An 18,790-nucleotide genomic window follows, 5' to 3' on the forward strand; every position below is an offset into this window, starting at 1 on the left:
CGCCGCCAGCGTTCGTCCTGAGCCAGGATCAAACTCTCCAACAATGCTTTATGTGAAGAGAAACAAATCCCAGCAATAAATACCTAGCTCTAATCAAAAGAGGCCAGGCACAAGCTCACTAGCATTTTGAATCGGCACACTGTTGAGTTCTCAAACAACACACGCACACCCATCGGACACTGCAAGAGCTATCTTCTGGGGGCTTGTTCTAGCTTAGCATCGGCCTCGATCTCTCTCGGCCTGAGGTCGCCCACTCTATCACCTGCGTGAGAGCTTGGTTCGCGACCCCCCTGCCTGCGCTCCGTTCCGGTCTGGCCTTCCGGCTTTCCGGCCCGTTCCGCGCTGGCAGAGAGAAAGTTACACGCCCCCGAAAACCCCGTTTCACCCACCCCCCCTTAACGTGCGTTTCCGCAGGTCAGGGGGCGAATCGCGGGGCTCGCGGAGCGATCATCGGACACAGTCGACGCCGGCGGTGTTCCGCTTGCCCCGACGAACCACGAGCCACCGCGCGTGCAGGAGGTCGCCGGTGGCCGGTGTCCACTCCTCGTCGGCGATCTTCTGGTTGTTCACGTACGCCCCGCCCTCGTTCACGACGCGGCGCGCGGCACCCCGGCTCTCCACGAGCCCGGACGTCACGAGCAGGTCGACGATCGTGGGCTTGTCCGCGAGACGGGCGGTCCCCGTAGGCACCTCGGCCATGGCGGCGGTCAGCGTCGACTCGTCGAGGTCGCGCAGCTCCCCCCGCCCGAACAGCGCACCGCTCGCGGCCACGACCTGGTCGGTCGCGTGCTGCCCGTGCACGAGGGTCGTGAACTCCGCGGCCAGGCGCTTCTGCGCGGCACGCAGATGGGGGCGTTCCACGGTGTCCTTCTCCAGCGCGTCGATCTCCTCGCGCGGCAGGAACGTGAACATCCGCAGGTAGCGGAGCACGTCGGCGTCCCCCACGTTCACGAAGTACTGGTACCAGGCGTACGGCGAGGTCAGTTCGGGGTCGAGCCACACGTTGCCGCCGCCGGTGGACTTGCCGAACTTGCGCCCTTCGGCGTCGGTGACCAGCGGTGTCGTCATCGCGTGCACGGAGTCGCCGTCCACGCGGCGGATCAGCTCCACCCCGCCGACGATGTTGCCCCACTGGTCCGACCCGCCGACCTGCAGCGCGCAGCCGTAGCGCCGGCGCAGCTGCAGGTAGTCGTTGGACTGCAACAGCAGGTAGCTGAACTCGGTGAACGACATGCCGTCGGTGTCGAGGCGGCGCTTCACCGTCTCCCGCGCGAGCATCACGTTGATCGAGAAGTGCTTGCCGACGTCCCGCAGGAACTCCAGGACCGAAAGCTCACCGGTCCAGTCGAGGTTGTTGGCGACGACCGCGCCGGTCGGCGAGTCGTCGAAGTCGACGAACCGTTCGAGCTGGCCGCGGATCCGCTCCGCCCACTCGGCCACCACGTCCGCCGCGTGCAGCGAGCGTTCGCCCACGTCACGCGGGTCGCCGACCATGCCGGTGGCGCCGCCGGCGAGCACGATCGGCCGGTGCCCGGCCTGCTGGTAGCGACGGAGCATCAGCAGCGGCACGAGGTGACCCGCGTGCAGGCTCGGTGCGGTCGGGTCGAAACCCGCGTACAGCGTCAGCGGACCGGCGTCGAGGTCGCGCCGCAGCGCGTCGAGGTCGGTGGACTGCGCGATCAACCCGCGCCAGGACAGCTCGTCGAGGATGTGCTCCGTCACGGTCACCAATACTCTCGCACCCCTGCCCGGCGGGTCGCGCGAGTATCAGCCGACCGTCCTGACCCGGCGTTTTCCGCCGCGGCGGTACACGCTCACCGCGGGTGAGCCCTCGATCCAGAACCGCCACGGCACGTCCATGGCGACGGCCACGCCGACGCGTGGACCTGCGTGGATGCGCTCCGCGGGCACCGGATCGCCCGCGTACAACCGGACCGGTGACTCCGGGTCGGTGAGGTCGACGCCGTTGTGGCCGCGTTCCAGACCGAGCACGGACGTGAGCCGGGCCGGGCCCTTTGCCAGCTCGGCGTCGCTGCGGGACGCGGGTCGCCGGGACCGCGCCACGTCCAGTCCGCCGACCACCTCGCCCGCCCGCAGCAGCACCGCGCCGGGCACGCCGTCGGTGAGCGACACGACGTTGGCGCAGAAGTGCATGCCGTAGACGAAGTACACGTAGAGGTGGCCCGCGGGACCGAACATGACCTCGTTGCGCGGAGTCTTGCCGCGGTAGCAGTGCGACGCCGGGTCGTCGCCGCCCCGGTACGCCTCCACCTCGACGAGCCGCACCCGCACGTCACCGGCGTCGAGCACGCATCCGAGCAGGAGCTTCGCGGCGTCGATCGGGTCGACCGCCAGCTCCTCCCTGCTGAGCTGCCGGTCCAGTGGTGTGGCACCGGCAACGGACATGCGCCCGACCCTATACGGGCGTCGGCTGCCGTCGCTCGGCACGCACTGCGGGCAGGTACAGCGGCGCCGCCAGCGCCAGCACGACGCCGCCCGCGACGATCGCGATGCCGGTCGAGACACCGGACGCGAGCAGCGTGAGCAGGATCTGGCCGAGCGCGCCCGCCGGTTGCCAGACCATCGAACTGATCGACATCACGGTGGACCGGTGTGCGCTGGTGACCTCGCGGTGCAGCAGCGTCATGCCGACCGGCCCCCGCGCGCCGTGCGCCGCGTAGCAGACCAGGTGTGCCGCGATCACCCCCGCGGGACCGGCCGCGAGTCCCATGACCACGATCGCGCCACCCTGCAGCAGTGGCAGCAGGACGGCGGTGCGTCCGACGCCGATGCGTGCGGTCAGCAGCGTGATCGCCGCCGCGCCGAGCGCGTTCACGAACCAGGCGGCGGCGCTGACCGGGCCGGTCAGCGCCGCGGCCTGTTCCTCGCTGCCGACCAGTTCGGACAGCCGGACCGGCATCAGCACCTCGAACGTGACCATGCCGAAGCCCCAGCACAGGGACACGCCGAGCAGGCAGAGGAGGACACGCGAACCGCGAACGATGCGAGTGCCCTCGGCGATCACCTTCGGGACGTCGCGCACCGAGGCGAGCAGCGAGCGCTTGCCGTTCGGGTGCGGGGCCTCCCGGACCAGCAGCGCGAGGGCGGCGAAGCCGGCGACCTGCAGAGCGAGGATGAGCAGGACCGGCTGCACGAGCGTTGGCACGCCAGGCAGCTGGACCCACGCGACGATGCCGCTGGTCACGAGCGCGCCCGTACCGATGGCGACGCCCGCGACGGTGCCGCCCGCGGACAGACCGCGTTCGAGCTTCGCGTCAGGGTCGGCGGCCAGTGTCGCGTCGACGAACCAGGACTCGAGCGGGCCGCTGTCCAGTGCGCGGTAGATGCCCTGCAACACCCAGACCAGGGCGAACATGGCGAAGCTGTCGGCGAAGATCAGCAGGACCACCGAGGCGAGGCCGACGACGGACGACAGGAGCAGGACGGGGCGCCGCCCCCAGGAGTCGGACAGACCGCCGGTCGGCAGCTCCAGTGCGAGGACGACGAAACCCTGCAGGGACGCGGCCAGGCCGGCTTCGGCGAGGGTGAGGCCGCGGTCGAGTGGCAGGAGGACCACGATCGGCACCCACAGGCCGACCGGGAACCAGCGCAGGAAGAGCAGGAACAGGTAGCGGTTGCGTGCCTGTGCGCCGGTCATGGTCTGTCTTCCGGGTTGACCGGCATCGCGTTGAGCATGACCGCGACCCGGCGGGCGCCCGGGCGGGGTTCGTCGCCGACGTTCTCCCGGAAGCGGTCCATGACCGACTCGAGTTCGGTCATCAGCTCGTCGAGTTCCTCGACCGTGACGGTGAGCAGGTAGTCGGACGTGTGTGCGGCGGCGCGCCACGCGTCCGGCCAGTACCGGCGTTCGTCCTCCCAGCGGGCGTGCATCTCGGCGAAGTGAGCGGCGTAGTGCTGCTGCAGCCACTGCGCCGCGGCGGCCGCGTCCGGGTCATCCTTGTGGTCGGTGTCCGACCAGCTGTGCGACTCCTGCGCGGGCATCCAGAACCGTTGCTTGCCCGTGCCCTCCCCTGTCTCGACGACCAGGTTGACCTCGGCGAGTTTGCGCAGGTGGTAGCTGGTGGCGCCGGTGTTGGTGGACAGGCGCCCGGCGAGCTGGGTGGCCGTGGCGGCGCCGTTGAGGCGCAGTTCGCTGAGCAGCCGCGCCCGGAGCGGGTGGGCGAGAACCCGCAGGGCGCGGCTGTCCAGGTGGAGGTTGGCCATACGTGCACACTAACTGTGCACACTTTTGTTGCACAATAGTTGTGCACAACTATTGTGCAAACCATGTCGCCAGGTCGGTGAGCACCTCGTCGACGCGGGCGCGCTGCTCCGCCACGCGCGCCGGGGCGGTGCCGCCGTACGCGTCGCGGGACGCGATCGAGCCGTCGACCGTCAGGACGTCCCTGACCTCGGGCGACAGAGCGGGGTGCACGCCCGCCAGCTCCTCGTCGGTCAGGTCCTCCAGCCCCACGCCGCGTGACTCGGCGACCCGCACGCAGTCCCCCGCCGCCTCGTGGGCGACGCGGAACGGGACGCCCTGCCGCACCAGCCACTCCGCGATGTCCGTCGCGAGGGTGAACCCGGCCGGAGCGAGCGCGGCCATGCGGTCGGTGTGGAACGTGAGCGTGCCGATCATGCCCGCGATGGCGGGCAGCAGCAGGTCCAGCTGCTCGACCGAGTCGAACAGCGGCTCCTTGTCCTCCTGCAGGTCGCGGTTGTACGCGAGCGGCTGTGCCTTCAGCACGGCGAGCAGGCCGGTCAGGTTGCCGATCAACCGACCGGCCTTGCCGCGGGTCAGCTCCGCGACGTCCGGGTTCTTCTTCTGCGGCATGATCGACGAGCCGGTCGCCCACGCGTCGTCGAGCGTCGCGTAGCCGAACTCGGCGGTCGTCCAGATGATCGTCTCCTCGGCGATCCGCGACAGGTTCACGCCCAGCATGGCCAGCACGAACGCCATCTCGGCGGCGAAGTCGCGGGACGCGGTGCCGTCGATCGAGTTCTCCGCCGACGCGTCGAAACCCAGCTCCTTCGCGACCGCCTCGGGGTCGAGTCCCAGCGACGAACCGGCCAGCGCGCCCGACCCGTACGGCGAGACGGCGGCACGCTTGTCCCAGTCACGCAGCCGGTCCACGTCGCGGAGCAGCGGCTGGACATGGGCCAGCAGGTGGTGAGCCAGCAGCACCGGCTGCGCGTGCTGCAGGTGCGTGCGGCCCGGCATGACGGCGGTCGGGTGCTGGTCGACCTGGTGGAGCAGCGCCTCCACGATGTGGCCGACCCCGGCGGCGATCCGGCGGGCGGCGTCGCGCAGCCACATCCGGAACAGCGTCGCGACCTGGTCGTTCCGCGACCGGCCCGCCCGCAGCTTGCCGCCCAGCTCCGGGCCCGCCCGCTCGATGAGGCCGCGTTCGAGGGCCGTGTGCACGTCCTCGTCGGCGAGGACCGGGGTGAACGCGCCGGACGCGACGTCGGCGGCCAGCGAGTCGAGCGCGGCGAGCATGCCGGTCAGCTCGTCGTCGGTCAGCAGCTTCGCGTTGTGCAGCACCTTCGCGTGGGCACGTGACCCGGCGATGTCGTACGGCGCGAGACGCCAGTCGAAGTGGGTCGACAGCGACAGCTTGGCCATCGCCTCGGCCGGGCCGGAGGAGAAGCGGCCACCCCACAGGGCGGACGGCTCAGACATTTTCGTACCTCTTCTCGGGGCGGGGTTCCGTCACGACCGCACGACCGGCGTGCAGCACCAGGTGGACCTCGCCGGAAACGTGTTGCTGCGACACCTCGACGAACGTGTCCAGCGCGTGCGTGCTCGCGCGGCGGCAGATCTGCTGGATCGCCTGCAGCGCGGTCACCGTCTCGCCGTCGATGGCGACCGGGACACCGTTGTCGAAGGTGATGACCAGCTCGTCACCCATCGTCCCCTTCTCCTTCGTACGTACCCGCCGACAGGGCGGTGAAGCGTGCCGCCAGGTCCCTGCCGGACAGGGGTTCCCTGGCGATGACCATCACGGTGTCGTCGCCCGCGATGGTGCCGACGACCTCGTGCAGCGCTGCCCGGTCGATCGCGCTCGCGAGGAACTGCGCGGCACCGGGCGGGGTTCGCAACACGGTCAGGTTCGCCGAGTAGTCCGCGGACACCATCAGCTCGGTGAGCAGGCGCGACAGCCGGGACGTGCCGCCCTGCACGCCGCGCACGGGCGCGCCGTCCTCGGGGATCACGTACACGGCAGCGCCGCCGTCGACGCCGCGCAGCTTGACCGCGCCCAGCTCGTCGAGGTCCCGCGACAGGGTCGCCTGGGTGACCTCGATGCCCTCGCCGGCGAGGAGCCTCGCCAGCTCGGTCTGGCTGCGGATGGCCATCGTGGAGACCATCTCGACGATCCTGGCCTGCCGCGCGACGCGCGTCGTGTTGGACACCGACGTCATGCCGTCACCAGCCACGACAGCAGGGCCTTCTGCGCGTGCAGCCGGTTCTCCGCCTCGTCCCACACCGCGCTGGACGGGCCGTCCAGCACCTCGTCGGTGATCTCCCAGCCGCGGTGCGCGGGCAGGCAGTGCAGCACGATGGCGCCGTCGGCGGCCCGCGCCAGCAGCGACGCGTTGACCTGGAACGGGCGGAACGGCGCGACCCGGTCCTTGCCGTCGTTCTCCTGGCCCATGGACGTCCACGAGTCGGTGACCAGCACGTCCGCGCCGTCGACCGCGGCGTGCGGGTCGGTCACGACGGTCACCGAGCCCCCGGTCTCGGACGCGCGTTCCTTCGCGTCGATCAGCACGTCCTGGTGCGGTGCGAACCCGTCGGGGTGCGCGACGCGGACGTGCAGACCGGCCGTGGCGCCACCCAGCAGCAGCGAGTGGGCCATGTTGTTGGCGCCGTCGCCGAGGAAGGCGAGGGTGACGCCGGCCAGCCTGCCGTGCCGTTCACGGATGGTCTGCAGGTCGGCGAGCACCTGGCACGGGTGGAACTCGTCGGTCAGCGCGTTGATCACCGGGATCCGTGACGCCGAGGCCATCGCGATGATCCGGTTCTGCGCGTACGTCCGCCACACGACCGCGTCGACGTAGCGGGACAGCACCCGCGAGGTGTCCTCGATGGTCTCCTCACGACCGAGCTGCATGGTGCGGCCGTCGACGACGATCGGCTGGCCGCCGAGCTGCTGGATGCCCACTTCGAACGACAGGCGGGTGCGCGTCGAGTTCTTCTCGAAGATCGTCGCGACCGACTTGCCGACCAGGCCGTCGAAACCGAGCCGGTCGGCCTTCATCCGGTCGGCGAGGTCGAGCACGGCGAGCTGCTCGTCGGGGGTCAGGTCGTCGTCACGCAGGAAGTGCCGGACCACGTCATGCCTCCTGTGCCGTGTCGAGGACGCCGGGCAGGGCGTCGAGGAGGCCGTGCACCTGGTCGGCGTCGAGGGTCATCGGCGGCGCCAGCCGGACCGTGTCCGGCTGTACGTTGTTGACCAGGTAGCCGACTTTCTGCGCGGCGGCGGCGACCGCGCCTGACACGGGCCTGGTGAGCCCGATGCCGAGCAGGAACCCGCTCCCCCGCACCTCGCTGACCAGCGGGTGGCCGAGCGACTCGACACCCGCGGCGATCTCCTTGCCGAGCGCGGCGGCGTGCTCGACGAGGCCGTCGGCGGCGATGGTCCGCAGCACCGCGAGCCCCGCGGCGCAGCACACCGGGTTGCCGCCGAACGTGGTGCCGTGCTGACCCGGTTTCAGCAGGTCGCCGACCGCACCGACGCCGATGCACGCGCCGAGCGGGAGGCCGCCGCCGAGGCCCTTGGCGAGCGTGATCACGTCGGGGGTGATGCCCGCCTGCTGGAACGCGAACCACGTGCCGAGGCGACCGAGACCGGTCTGCACCTCGTCGACGATCAGCAGCGCGCCGTGCTCGGTGGTGATCCGGCGGGCCGCCCGCAGGTAGTCGGCGGGCGCCGGGTGGACACCGCCCTCGCCGAGCACCGGTTCGATGATCACGGCGGCGGTGTGGTCGTCGACCGCGGCGGCCAGTGCCTCGGCGTTGCCGAACGGGACGTGCTCGACGTCCGGCAGCAGCGGCGCGAACGGCTCCCGCTTGGCCGGCTGCCCGGTCAGCGTGAGCGCGCCCATGGTGCGGCCGTGGAACGCGCCCTCGCAGGCCACGACCTTGCTGCGCCCGGTGAGCCGGGAGAGCTTCAGCGCGGCCTCGACGGCCTCCGCACCCGAGTTGCAGAAGAGGACCTTCGCCTGCCCCGCGAGCCCGGCCACGTCGAGCAGCTCCTCCGCCAGCTCGACGGTGACCTGGTTGACGTACAGGTTCGACGTGTGGCCCAGCGTCTGGATCTGCTCGGTCACCGCGGCCACGACGGCCGGGTGCGCGTGCCCCAGGGCGTTGACGGCGATGCCGCCGACGAGGTCGAGGTAGCGGTTGCCGTCGGCGTCCCACACGTACGCGCCCTCGCCGCGCACCAGCGTCAGCGCGGGCGTGCCGTAGTTGTCCATGAGGGACGCCTGCCACCTGGCCTGGCCGTCCACATTGGACGAGATCATGCTTGTCCCTCCTCGGGAAGAACCATCGTGCCGACGCCACTGCCGGTGAACACCTCGAGCAGCACGGAATGGGCGAGCCTGCCGTCGATCACGTGGGCGCGCGGCACCCCGCCGCGCACGGCCGCGAGGCACGCCTCCATCTTCGGGATCATCCCGCTGGCGAGGCCCGGCAGCATCTTCTCCAGCTCGTCGGCGCGGACCTGGTTGAGCAGCGAGTCCTTGTCCGGCCAATCCGCGTACAGGCCCTCGACATCGGTCAGCATGACGAGCTTCTCGGCCTCCAGCGCGACCGCGATCGCGGCGGCGGCCGTGTCGGCGTTCACGTTGTGCGCCAGGCCGTCCGCGTCCGGGGCGACCGTGGACACGACCGGGATGCGGCCGGCGCGGACGATGTCGAGCACCGCGTCCGGGTTCACCGCGACCACCTCACCGACCAGGCCGAGGTCGACCTCCGCGCCGTCGACGACCGTGGTGCGGCGCTGTGCGGTGAGCAGGTTCGCGTCCTCGCCGGAGATCGCGACCGCGTACGGGCCGTGCGCGTTGATCAGCGCGACCAGCTCGCGGGACACCTGACCGGTGAGCACCATGCGGACCACGTCCATGGTCTCCGGCGTGGTGACCCGCAGGCCGCCCTTGAACTCGCCGGGGATGCCGAGCCGGTTGAGCATGGCGGTGATCTGCGGGCCGCCGCCGTGCACCACGACCGGGTGCAGCCCGGCGAGCTTCAGGAACACCATGTCCTGCGCGAACGCGGCCTTCAGCTCCTCGTCGACCATCGCGTTGCCGCCGTACTTCACGACCACCGTCGCGCCGTGGAACCGTTGCAGCCACGGCAGTGCCTCGATCAGGACGGCGGCCTTCTCGGCTGCCTGCGGGATCGTCATGACGAGTACGCGCTGTTCTCTTCGACGTAGCCGTGCGACAGGTCGGTGGTCAGCACGGTGGCCTTGCCGTCCCCGGCGTGCAGGTCGACCTCGACGGTGATGTCGCGGCCGGACAGGTCCGCCTTCGACCGGTCCTCCCCCGCGCCGCCCGCGACGCAGACCGCGACGCCGTTGATCGTGATGTCGAGCTTCGCCGGGTCGAAGTCGGTGGGCGCGTTGCCGACAGCCATCGCGATCCGGCCCCAGTTCGGGTCGGAGCCGAAGAACGCGGTCTTGCACAGGTTGTCGCGCGCGATGACCCTGGCGGCCGCCTCGGCCTCCGCGTCGGTGGCGGCGCCCGCGACGGTCACGGTGACGTGCTTGGTGACGCCCTCCGCGTCCGCCTGCAGCTGGGCGACCAGGTCGCGGCAGAGCCCGGTCAGCGCGGCCGTGAACGCCGCGACCGGGACCGCCTTGCCGGACGCGCCGGAGCACAGCAGCAGCACGGTGTCGTTGGTGGAGGTGCCGCCGTCGACGTCGAGTGCGTTGAAGGTCACGTTCACGGCGTCGCGCAGCGCGGCGTCCAGGTCGGACTGGTCGAGGACGGCGTCGGTGGTGACGACCGACAGCATCGTCGCCATGTTCGGCGCGCACATGCCCGCGCCCTTCGCGAACCCGCCGAGTGCCCAGCCGTCCTGGACCGACCTGGCGTGCTTGGGCACGGTGTCGGTGGTCATGACGGCCGTGGCCGCGTCGACACCCGCCTCCTCGCTGGAGGCGAGCCGCGCGGCGGCAGCGGTGACGCCCGCCTTCAGGTTGTCCATCGGCAGTCGGGCGCCGATCAGGCCGGTCGAGCAGACGGCCACGTCGATCGCGCCGATCCCCAGCGTGGCCGCGACGTGCTCGGCGGTGGCGTGCGTGTCCTGGAAACCCTCCGGACCGGTGCACGCGTTGGCGCCGCCCGAGTTCAGGACGACCGCCTTCACGCGGCCCGTCGCCAGGACCTGCTGGGACCACAGGACGGGCGCGGCCTTCACCTTGTTGCGGGTGAAGACCCCGGCGGCGAGGTCCAGTGGGCCGTCGTTGACCACGAGGGTCAGGTCCTTGTTGCCGCTCTCCTTGATCCCGGCGGCGACTCCCGCGGCCCGGAAACCCTTGGGGGCGTTGATGGTCACGGTGCTACTCCCACAGTCGACAGGCCGGTCGCCTCCGGCAGGCCGAGCGCGATGTTCATGGACTGGACGGCCGCGCCCGCGGTGCCCTTGGTCAGGTTGTCGAGCGCGGCGACCACCACGAGGCGGCCGGCGTCGCGGTCGACGGTGGCACGCAGCTGCACGGCGTTGGAGCCGAGCGTGGCGGCGGTCGCGGGCCACGAGTTCTCGAGGACGTGGACGAACGGCTCGTCGGCGTAGGCCTTGCGGTACACCTCGTCCGGGTCCACGTCGGCCGTGAGCGGTGCGGACGCGGTGGTCAGGATCCCGCGCGGCATGGGCGCGAGCACCGGCGTGAACGAGACCGCGACCTTCTCCCCCGCGATCCGCCCGAGGTTCTGCGCGATCTCCGGGGTGTGCCGGTGGGCGCCGCCGACACCGTACGCGCTCGCCGAGCCCATGACCTCGGACCCGAGCAGGTGCGGCTTGAGGGACTTGCCCGCGCCGGACGTGCCGCTGACCGAGACGATCACCACGTCCGGCTCGACGATGCCCGCCGCGAACGCCGGAGCCAGCGCCAGGGACGCGCCAGTCGGGTAGCAGCCGGGGACGGCGACCCGCTTGGCGCCCACGAGCTTCTCGCGGTGACCGGGCAGCTCGGGCAGGCCGTACGGCCAGGTGCCCGCGTGCTCACCGCCGTACCAGCGGGTCCAGTCGGCCGCGTTCTCGAGCCGGTGGTCGGCACCGCAGTCGATCACGAGCGTGTCGGGGCCGAGCCGGGCCGCGATCTCGGCGGAGTGGCCGTGCGGCAGTGCGAGGAAGACCACGTCGTGCCCGCTGAGCTGCTCGGGCGTGGTCTCGGCCAGGACGCGGTCCGCGAGCGGCAGGAGGTGGGGCTGGTGCGCGCCGAGCGCCGTGCCCGCGTTGCCGCCTGCGGTCAGCGCGCCGATCTCCGCCTCGGGATGACCGAGCAGGAGCCGCAGCAACTCACCCCCGGCGTACCCGCTGGCGCCACCCACGGCGATTCTGATCGTCACCTGGATGATTATGCACGCTCATGCAAACTCACTCAACCGAGATGCGGGCGGGCGCTCCCAGGATGCCCCGGGAGCGCCCGTTCCACCGTCACCACACGGTCACCGCGCGGTCATCGCGGCACCGCGACCGCCAGTTCGGCGCGCGGATCGGCCGAGGGGACCGACGCCGCACGCTTGTCGGCCGCGGCCGTGGGCACCGGCTGCGGCACCGGCTCGCACTGCACGTCGGAGCCGTTGCCCGGCTTGCGCTCGGGCAGCGCACCCGTCTTCAGGTACTCCGTGATGATGCTGTCCGTGCACTGCACACCGGAGAGGGACCCTGAGTGAGTGGTGCCGCCCACACCCTCGACGAGCACCGAGTTCGGGAACAGCTTGCGCACCTCGATGGCACCGGAGTACGGCGTCGCCGAGTCCAGCGTCTCGTTGATCAGCAGCGCGCTGTCGACCCCGCGGCCGTCGACCCGCACCGGCTTCTCCGCCGCGGCGGGCCAGAAGACGCACGGGGCGTTGAACCACACGTTGCCCCACGTCTCGAACGGGGCACGCAGGTGCGTGAGCCAGTTGTCGACGCGCCACTTGTTCCAGTTCGACGGCCACTGGGTGTCCGTGCAGGACACCGCGAGGTACACGGCGTGCCCGTTGTCGTCGAACGGGGGCGTGCCGAACAGCTCGACCAGCGTCTGCCAGTCACCGTCGTGGACATAGCCCGCGAACGCGTTGGCGATGTCCTCCCAGCCGTACACGTAGTAGGCGGCCTGCAGGAAGATGTCGGTCCACTCGTCCGGGCCGATCTTGCCGCCCGCCGGCTCGCGTCGCAGCTCGGCCTGCTTCTGGTAGAACAGCGCCTCGACCTGACGGCCCGTCGTACCGAGGTGGTAGACGTTGTCGTACGTGGCGATCCAGTCGAAGTAGACCTTGATGTTGCGGTCGAACGCGATGTCCTGGTCGAGGTTCGCCTTGTACCAGACCCGTTTCGGGTTCACGTTGCCGTCGAAGACCACGCGGCGGAAGCGGTCGGGGAACAGGGTGCCGTACACCTGGCCCAGGTAGGTGCCGTACGAGAACCCGTAGTAGTTGATCTGCTCGGCGCCGAGTGCCTTGCGAATGCTCTCCATGTCGTTCGCCGACTCGACGGTCGTCATGTGATCGAGCAGTTTTCCGCCGTTCTCACCGCACGCGTCCGCGTAATTCTCCGAACGCGTGAGCCAGGTCCGCTCGAGCGCGGGCGTGACCGGCACGAAGTACGGCCGGTTGTAGCCGTCGTAGTCCGGAATACACGAAAGGGACGGCTGGCTGGCGCCGACCCCCCTCGGGTCGAAGCCGATCCAGTCGTAGGAGTCGCCACCGCCGTCCGGCACGAAGTCGCCGAAGACCGAGTAGATCAGGCCGGAGCCGCCCGGACCGCCGGGGTTCACCAGCATCGGGCCCTGGTACTCGGAATCCGGGCTCTTGTGCGTCACCCGGGAGACGGCGAGCTTGATCTTCTCCCCGTCCGGCTTCGCGTAGTCGAGAGGGACCTCGAGGAAGCCGCATTTGGCGCCGGCCTGCACCAACCGGGGATTGTCGCATTCACCCCATTGGATGGGTTCTGGAGTGAATTCGGGTGATTTCGCCGGTGCAGCGGAAGCGACCGTTGTCGCGGTCAGTCCACTGAGCACGATGGCCGCGATCCCCGATAGGGCGGCGATTCTCTTAGCTTTGATCACCGGATGAGCCTGCCTCCGAAATAGCGAATGGGGAACACATCGAAAGTCGCATTACCGTATCGTGACCGCACGGAAAGCGACCACTCGAACACGCGGCTCGCACGGGTTGTCGGTGGGGTGACGTAGCTTGCGCCCCATGGACGAACCCGATGCCCTGATCGCCGCGGCGCGATCCGGTCTCGCCGCCGTCGGCGATCCGCGCAAGGCGCCGGAGATGCAGCGGTACATGAAGTCCGAGCTGCCCTACCGCGGTGTGGCGTCACCGGAACGCAAGGCGCTGGCGAAGGAACTGTTCGCCGCGCACCCACTGCCGGACGAGACCGCGTTGCGGACGGCCGCGCTGACCCTGTGGCGCGAGGCCGGGTACCGCGAGGAGCGGTACATCGCGATCGACCTGACCGGGCACCGGGCGTACCGGGCGTGGCAGACCCCGGCGCTGCTGCCGCTGTACGAGGAGATGATCGTCACCGGCGCGTGGTGGGACTACGTGGACGAGATCGCCAACCGCAGGATCGGCCCGCTGTTACGGGACCACCCGGGCGAACTGACACCCGTCATGCGTGCGTGGGCGGGCGACGAGCACCTGTGGAAGCGCCGCACCTCGATCATCTGCCAGCTCGGCTTCAAGGAGGCCACCGACACCGCGCTGCTGACCGACGCGATCGAGGCGAACATCGACGACCGGGACTTCTTCGTCCGCAAGGGCATCGGGTGGGCGCTGCGGCAGTTCGCGCGCACCGAGCCGGGCTGGGTCCGTGCCTTCGTGGACGGTCACCCCGGCCTGTCGCCGCTGTCCGTGCGGGAGGCGCTAAAGCACTTGTAGCCGTTGGCAGGATGACCGTGTGACCGCACTGCCCGCCACGCGGACGTCCCTGGCCGCCGATCTCACCGCCCTCGGTCTGGTCGCCGGTGACACCGTGATCGCGCACTCGTCCATGAAGGCCATCGGCTGGGTACCGGGCGGCCAGGTGGCCGTGGTGCAGGCACTGCTCGACGTGCTCGGTCCGGACGGCACGCTCGTGGTGCCGGCGCAGACCGGCGGGAACTCCGACCCGAAGCACTGGTCTCGGCCGCCGGTCCCGGAGGAGTGGTGGCCGACGATCCGCGAGCACATGCCCGCGTTCGACCCGGCGATCACGCCGAGCCGGGGCATCGGCGCGGTCGCGGAGTCGGTGCGGACGTGGCCGGGTGCGGTGCGCAGCGACCACCCGCACACGTCGTTCGCGGCGATCGGCGCGAACGCGGCGGCGCTGATGGCACGGCACGACCTGGACAGCCAGCTGGGCGAGGGTTCCCCGTTGCGTGCGCTGGAGGACGTGGGTGCACGGGTGCTGCTGCTCGGTGTCGGGTTCGACGTGTGCACGGCGTTCCACCTCGCGGAGTACCGGGTGCCGATGCGCAAGACCGAACACAGCGGCGCCGTCCGCACCGAACGTGGCCGCGAGTGGATCACCTACGTCGACGTCGCCACCGACAGCGACGACTTCGACCGGCTCGGCGCCGCCTACGAACCGACGGCCACGATCCTGCACGGCCAGGTCGGCAACGCGGACGCACGCCTGTTCCCGGTGCGGGAGGCCGTGGCGTTCGCGACCGACTGGCTGCGGACCAACCGCCACGGCGAATAGGACGCCGATGGACCTCGACCAGGAGATCGCGCTGCCCCCGTCGGTCGGGTGTGGGGACTTGCACCGCGCGGCGCCTGACCGGCGTCCCGTTCCCGGGAACCGCCTAGGCGCGCAGCGCGGCGCCGAACCTCGACGCGGCGGCCGACACGGCGGCGTCGCGGGCCGCGGTGGCCTCCTCCACCGTCAGCGTCCGGTCCGGGGCACGGAACCGCAGCGAGTACGCCAGCGACCGCTTGCCCTCACCGACCTGCTCACCGGTGAACACGTCGAACAGGTGCAGCTCCTCGAGCAGGTCACCACCGCCGCCACGCAGCGTGGCCGCGACCTCGGCGACCGGCACGGCCTCGTCGACGACCAGCGCCACGTCCAGCAGCACCGGCGGGTACGGCGACGGCGACGGCGCGGGCCGGTTGTCGACCAGCGGCAGCGCGTCGAGCTTCAGCTCCATCGCGCACGTCCGCTTCGGCAGCCCGAGCTTGTCGACGACCTTCGGGTGCAGCTCACCCGCGTAGCCCACCGGGAGGTCACCGACCAGCAGCTGCGCGCAGCGGCCGGGGTGCCACGGCGCCAGCGCGCCCGCCTTCACGGTCAGCTCGACACCGGCGGCCTCCGCGACGATCTGCGCCGCGCGCACGGCGTCCGACCAGCTCGCCTGCTGGCCGGCACCCCACCACCCGGCACGCTCACGGTTGCCGGCGAGGACCACGGCCGTGTGCACCGGCTGCTGCGGCAGCGCGGCGTGCAGGCTCGCGATCTCCGCGTCGCTCGGGCGGCCCGCGACACCGACCTCGGGCACCGGCACCTGCTGCGCCTTCGGCAACGTCACCTGCCCGATGTGGAACAGCGCCAGGTCACGCATGCCGCGGGAGGTGTTGCGCACCACCGCGTCCAGCAGACCGGGCAGCAGCGTGGTGGCCAGCTCGCTGCGGTCGGCCTCGAGCGGGTTGAGGATCGTGACGGTGCGGCGGCGGGAGTCCTCGGCGTCGATGCCGAGCGAGTCCCACACCGACGGCGACACGAACGGGAACGGGATGACCTCGACGTACCCCGCCTCGGCGAGCGCACGGCCGACGGACCGCCTGCGGCGCTGGCTCGGCGTGGCGCCCTGGCCTGGGCGGGCGGCGGGCATGGCGGTCGGGATCGTGTCGTAGCCCTCGAGCCGCAGCACCTCCTCCACCAGGTCGGCGGGCTCAGCGAGGTCGGGGCGCCACGTCGGCGGCTGCGCGATCACGTACGCCTTGCCGTCGTCGCCGGTGACGACCTCCGTGGTGCAGCCGATCTGCTGGAGCCGCCGCACGGTCGCGCCGCGCTCGTACTTCGTGCCCGCGACACGGTCCGGCAGGCCGAGCTGCATGGTCACGGTGGGGAGCTGGGTCACGCCGCCCACGTCGGTGCGGCCCGGCTTGATGCTGCCGTCCGCGTGGTCACGCAGCAGGCGCGCCGCCCGCTCCAGCGCCATCGGCGGGATGTTCGCGTCGACGTGCCGCTCGAACCGCTTCGAGGCCTCGGACGGCAGCTTGTGCCTGCGCACGGTCCGCGCGATCGACGCCGGGTCCCAGACCGCGGCCTCCAGCAGGATGTCGGTGCTGTCGTCGCGGACCTCGGTGCTCCCGCCACCCATCACGCCGGCCAGGGAGACCGGGCCGGTGTCGTCGGCGATGATGATGTCGTCCGGGTCCAGCTCACGCACCGAGTCGTCGAGGGTGGTGAGCTTCTCCCCCGGCTTCGCGTGCCGCACGACCAGCCCGCCCTTGATCGACGGGGTGTCGAAGGCGTGCATGGGCTGGCCCATCTCGAGCATCACGTAGTTCGTGACGTCGACGGCCAGCGAGATCGAGCGGATGCCGGCCAGCATCAGCCTGCGCCGGATCCAGAACGGGGTCGGCGCGGTCGGGTCGACCCCGGTGACGCGGCGCGCGACGAAGCGCGGGCAGTCGGCCTCGTCCTCGACCGTCACCGGGAACGCGTCGCCCTCGGCTCCCGGCACGTCGATGGCGGCCGGGTCGCGGTAGGCGATGTCGAACGCACAGGCCAGCTCGCGGGCGAGGCCGCGGATGGAGAACGCGTAGCCCCGGTCCGGGGTGATCGACAGCTCGATCACGCTCTCGTCGAGGCCGAGCAGCTCGACGGCGTCGTCACCGGCGCCCGCCTCACCGCTGGGCAGCACGAGGATGCCCGAGTGCTCGTCGCCGAGCCCCAGCTCGCGGGCCGAGCAGATCATGCCGTTGCTGACCCGGCCGTACGTCTTGCGCGCGGTGATCGCGAACCCGCCGGGCAGCACGGCGCCGGGCAGCGCGACCACCACGAGGTCGCCCTCGGCGAAGTTGGTCGCGCCGCAGACGATGCCGCGCACCCGCGGCTCACCCTCGATGACGTCGTCGTGGTCCTCGGCCTCCGCGACCTCGACCTTGCAGTACCGGATCGGCTTCTTGAACTCGGTGAGCTCCTCGATCTCGGCGACGCGGCCGACCACGACCGGACCGGTCACCGGCCCGAGTGGCGTGACCTCCTCGACCTCGAGACCGACCCGGACGAACGCCTCGGCGATCTGCTCCGCGGAGTAGTGCTCGTCCGTCTCGAGGTGCTCGGTGAGCCAGCTGACGGGAACCCGCACGGTGTTACCTCTCCTACTGACGGGTGTGACGCGATCAGGCTTCGGTGCCGAAGGGGGCCGTGAACCGGACGTCCCCTTCCACCATGTCGCGCATGTCCGGGATGCCGTTGCGGAACTGCAGCGTCCGCTCGATGCCCATGCCGAACGCGAAGCCCGAGTAGACGTCCGGGTCGATGCCGCAGGCACGCAGCACGTTCGGGTTGACCATGCCGCAGCCGCCCCACTCGACCCAGCCCGCGCCGCCCTTCTTCTCCGGGAACCACACGTCGGGCTCCGCGGACGGCTCGGTGAACGGGAAGTACGACGGGCGCAGCCGGATCTTGGACGTGTCGCCGAACATGGCCTTGGCGAACGCGTCCAGCGTGCCCTTCAGGTGGGCCATCGTCAGGCCCTTGTCGACGGCCAGGCCCTCGACCTGGTGGAACACCGGGGTGTGGGTGGCGTCGAGCTCGTCGGTGCGGAAGGTGCGGCCCGGGCACACGACGTAGACCGGCAGGTCACGCTCCAGCAGCGAGCGGATCTGCACCGGCGACGTGTGGGTGCGCAGGACCAGGCCGGAGTCGGCGGGCGCCACGTGGAACGTGTCCTGCATGGTGCGCGCCGGATGGTCCTTCTTGAAGTTCAGCGCGTCGAAGTTGAACCACTCGGTCTCGACCTCGGGCCCTTCGGCGATCTCCCAGCCCATGCCCACGAACACGTCCGCGATCCGGTCGGACAGCGTGGTCAGCGGGTGCCGGGCGCCGCGCGGGACACGGTCCCACGGCAGTGTGACGTCGACGGCCTCGTCGCGGAGCACCCGCTCGTCACGGTCGGCCTCCAGCTGCACGCGGCGCTCCTCGAACGCCTCGCGCACCGCCTTCTGCGCCTCGTTGACCCGCTTGCCCGCGTCGGCCTTCGCGTTCGGCGGCAGCGCGCCGATCTCGCGGCGGGCCACCATCAGCGGCGCCTTGTCCCCCAGGTGGGCCGGCTTGACCGAGGCCAGCGCCACCAGGTCGCCCACGGCCGCGAACTCCTTGCGCGCCTGCTCCACGGCAGCCTGCAGCGTCTCGGGCGCGAGGGCCGCGACCTGCTTCGGATCGTAGGAGTCGTTGGCTGCGGACATAGAGAGCTGGCTCCAGGGACGTTGCCGGATCGGAGTGCCCGCGCGTACGGCGAGCACAGTGATCCTAGGTGATCGGTCGATCCGGCCCGAACCCAGTTTCCCTTATCGCCGTCTTCGGGGGGAACGCGCCGACCGAAAAGCTGAGGTGTTTCCCGACCAG

Annotated in this window: 17 protein-coding genes; 2 read left to right on the forward strand and 15 right to left on the reverse strand. The window is 70.9% G+C overall.

All coding sequences use genetic code 11. The annotated features are described in order from the left end of the window. Positions 1-447 precede the first annotated feature (447 nt). The 13 genes from tyrS to ACIBVP_RS34670 all read right to left on the reverse strand — a co-directional run bounded on the left by tyrS (position 448) and on the right by ACIBVP_RS34670 (position 13,250). The gene (tyrS, locus tag ACIBVP_RS34610) at positions 448-1,722 is read right to left on the reverse strand and encodes a tyrosine--tRNA ligase (RefSeq protein WP_396110669.1); all 1,275 of its coding nucleotides are present in this window, start codon (positions 1,720-1,722) and stop codon (positions 448-450) included. A 45-nt stretch (positions 1,723-1,767) separates the two neighbouring features. Then, positions 1,768-2,406, reverse strand: a complete 639-nt coding sequence (locus tag ACIBVP_RS34615) for a DNA-3-methyladenine glycosylase (RefSeq protein ID WP_396110670.1) — start codon at positions 2,404-2,406, stop codon at positions 1,768-1,770. 10 nt (positions 2,407-2,416) lie between these two features. Further along, complete coding sequence (locus ACIBVP_RS34620; protein ID WP_396110671.1) at positions 2,417-3,658, reverse strand: MFS transporter; 1,242 nt, start codon at positions 3,656-3,658, stop codon at positions 2,417-2,419. Beyond that, positions 3,655-4,224: a winged helix-turn-helix domain-containing protein gene (locus ACIBVP_RS34625; protein ID WP_396110672.1), complete on the reverse strand. Its 570-nt coding sequence runs from the start codon at positions 4,222-4,224 to the stop codon at positions 3,655-3,657. The genes ACIBVP_RS34620 and ACIBVP_RS34625 overlap by 4 nt, the downstream gene beginning before the upstream one ends. A 49-nt stretch (positions 4,225-4,273) precedes the next feature. Further along, the gene (gene argH / locus ACIBVP_RS34630) at positions 4,274-5,683 is read right to left on the reverse strand and encodes an argininosuccinate lyase (protein ID WP_396110673.1); all 1,410 of its coding nucleotides are present in this window, start codon (positions 5,681-5,683) and stop codon (positions 4,274-4,276) included. Then, positions 5,676-5,912, reverse strand: a complete 237-nt coding sequence (locus tag ACIBVP_RS34635; protein WP_396110674.1) for a hypothetical protein — start codon at positions 5,910-5,912, stop codon at positions 5,676-5,678. Before ACIBVP_RS34635 ends, argH begins: the two co-directional genes overlap by 8 nt. Further along, positions 5,905-6,423, reverse strand: coding sequence for an arginine repressor (locus tag ACIBVP_RS34640; RefSeq protein ID WP_396110675.1), 519 nt, complete (start codon positions 6,421-6,423; stop codon positions 5,905-5,907). The genes ACIBVP_RS34635 and ACIBVP_RS34640 overlap by 8 nt, the downstream gene beginning before the upstream one ends. Beyond that, entirely contained in the window at positions 6,420-7,337 is a 918-nt protein-coding gene (gene argF / locus ACIBVP_RS34645) for an ornithine carbamoyltransferase (RefSeq protein ID WP_396110676.1), read from the reverse strand. Before argF ends, ACIBVP_RS34640 begins: the two co-directional genes overlap by 4 nt. Position 7,338: 1 nt before the next feature. Then, on the reverse strand, positions 7,339-8,529 hold the full coding sequence (locus ACIBVP_RS34650; protein ID WP_396110677.1) for an acetylornithine transaminase: 1,191 nt from the start codon (positions 8,527-8,529) through the stop codon (positions 7,339-7,341). Then, positions 8,526-9,413, reverse strand: coding sequence for an acetylglutamate kinase (argB, locus tag ACIBVP_RS34655; protein ID WP_396110678.1), 888 nt, complete (start codon positions 9,411-9,413; stop codon positions 8,526-8,528). Before argB ends, ACIBVP_RS34650 begins: the two co-directional genes overlap by 4 nt. Then, positions 9,410-10,567 carry a bifunctional glutamate N-acetyltransferase/amino-acid acetyltransferase ArgJ gene (gene argJ, locus ACIBVP_RS34660; RefSeq protein ID WP_396110679.1) on the reverse strand — a complete coding sequence of 386 codons (1,158 nt, stop codon included), beginning with the start codon at positions 10,565-10,567 and terminating at the stop codon, positions 9,410-9,412. The genes argB and argJ overlap by 4 nt, the downstream gene beginning before the upstream one ends. Then, positions 10,564-11,580 carry an N-acetyl-gamma-glutamyl-phosphate reductase gene (argC, locus tag ACIBVP_RS34665; RefSeq protein WP_396110680.1) on the reverse strand — a complete coding sequence of 339 codons (1,017 nt, stop codon included), beginning with the start codon at positions 11,578-11,580 and terminating at the stop codon, positions 10,564-10,566. The genes argJ and argC overlap by 4 nt, the downstream gene beginning before the upstream one ends. 110 nt (positions 11,581-11,690) lie before the next feature. Beyond that, the gene (locus ACIBVP_RS34670) at positions 11,691-13,250 is read right to left on the reverse strand and encodes an alpha/beta fold hydrolase (RefSeq protein WP_396110912.1); all 1,560 of its coding nucleotides are present in this window, start codon (positions 13,248-13,250) and stop codon (positions 11,691-11,693) included. A gap of 172 nt (positions 13,251-13,422) precedes the next feature. Here ACIBVP_RS34670 and ACIBVP_RS34675 point away from each other — a divergent pair, with 172 nt between their 5' ends. Next, complete coding sequence (locus tag ACIBVP_RS34675; protein WP_396110681.1) at positions 13,423-14,109, forward strand: DNA alkylation repair protein; 687 nt, start codon at positions 13,423-13,425, stop codon at positions 14,107-14,109. Positions 14,110-14,128: 19 nt separating this feature from the next. Then, positions 14,129-14,914, forward strand: coding sequence for an aminoglycoside N(3)-acetyltransferase (locus tag ACIBVP_RS34680; RefSeq protein WP_396110682.1), 786 nt, complete (start codon positions 14,129-14,131; stop codon positions 14,912-14,914). A gap of 103 nt (positions 14,915-15,017) precedes the next feature. Here the strand turns inward: ACIBVP_RS34680 and pheT are convergent, their stop codons facing one another. Together pheT and pheS are read right to left on the reverse strand one after the other, a co-directional pair. Further along, on the reverse strand, positions 15,018-17,528 hold the full coding sequence (gene pheT, locus ACIBVP_RS34685) for a phenylalanine--tRNA ligase subunit beta (RefSeq protein WP_396110683.1): 2,511 nt from the start codon (positions 17,526-17,528) through the stop codon (positions 15,018-15,020). 34 nt (positions 17,529-17,562) lie between these two features. Then, positions 17,563-18,630, reverse strand: a complete 1,068-nt coding sequence (gene pheS, locus ACIBVP_RS34690) for a phenylalanine--tRNA ligase subunit alpha (RefSeq protein ID WP_396110684.1) — start codon at positions 18,628-18,630, stop codon at positions 17,563-17,565. Positions 18,631-18,790: the final 160 nt, after the last annotated feature.

The organism is Actinophytocola sp. NPDC049390 (assembly GCF_044466355.1).
GTDB lineage: Bacteria > Actinomycetota > Actinomycetes > Mycobacteriales > Pseudonocardiaceae > Actinophytocola.

Coding starts and splice junctions, on each gene's coding strand:
- ACIBVP_RS34675 (WP_396110681.1), top strand. CDS start 13,423: ATGGACGAACCCGATGCCCTGATCGCCGCGGCGCGATCCGGTCTCGCC.
- ACIBVP_RS34635 (WP_396110674.1), bottom strand. CDS start 5,912: ATGGGTGACGAGCTGGTCATCACCTTCGACAACGGTGTCCCGGTCGCC.
- ACIBVP_RS34625 (WP_396110672.1), bottom strand. CDS start 4,224: ATGGCCAACCTCCACCTGGACAGCCGCGCCCTGCGGGTTCTCGCCCAC.
- ACIBVP_RS34615 (WP_396110670.1), bottom strand. CDS start 2,406: ATGTCCGTTGCCGGTGCCACACCACTGGACCGGCAGCTCAGCAGGGAG.
- ACIBVP_RS34640 (WP_396110675.1), bottom strand. CDS start 6,423: ATGACGTCGGTGTCCAACACGACGCGCGTCGCGCGGCAGGCCAGGATC.
- ACIBVP_RS34620 (WP_396110671.1), bottom strand. CDS start 3,658: ATGACCGGCGCACAGGCACGCAACCGCTACCTGTTCCTGCTCTTCCTG.
- pheS (WP_396110684.1), bottom strand. CDS start 18,630: ATGTCCGCAGCCAACGACTCCTACGATCCGAAGCAGGTCGCGGCCCTC.
- ACIBVP_RS34650 (WP_396110677.1), bottom strand. CDS start 8,529: ATGATCTCGTCCAATGTGGACGGCCAGGCCAGGTGGCAGGCGTCCCTC.
- argB (WP_396110678.1), bottom strand. CDS start 9,413: ATGACGATCCCGCAGGCAGCCGAGAAGGCCGCCGTCCTGATCGAGGCA.
- argH (WP_396110673.1), bottom strand. CDS start 5,683: ATGTCTGAGCCGTCCGCCCTGTGGGGTGGCCGCTTCTCCTCCGGCCCG.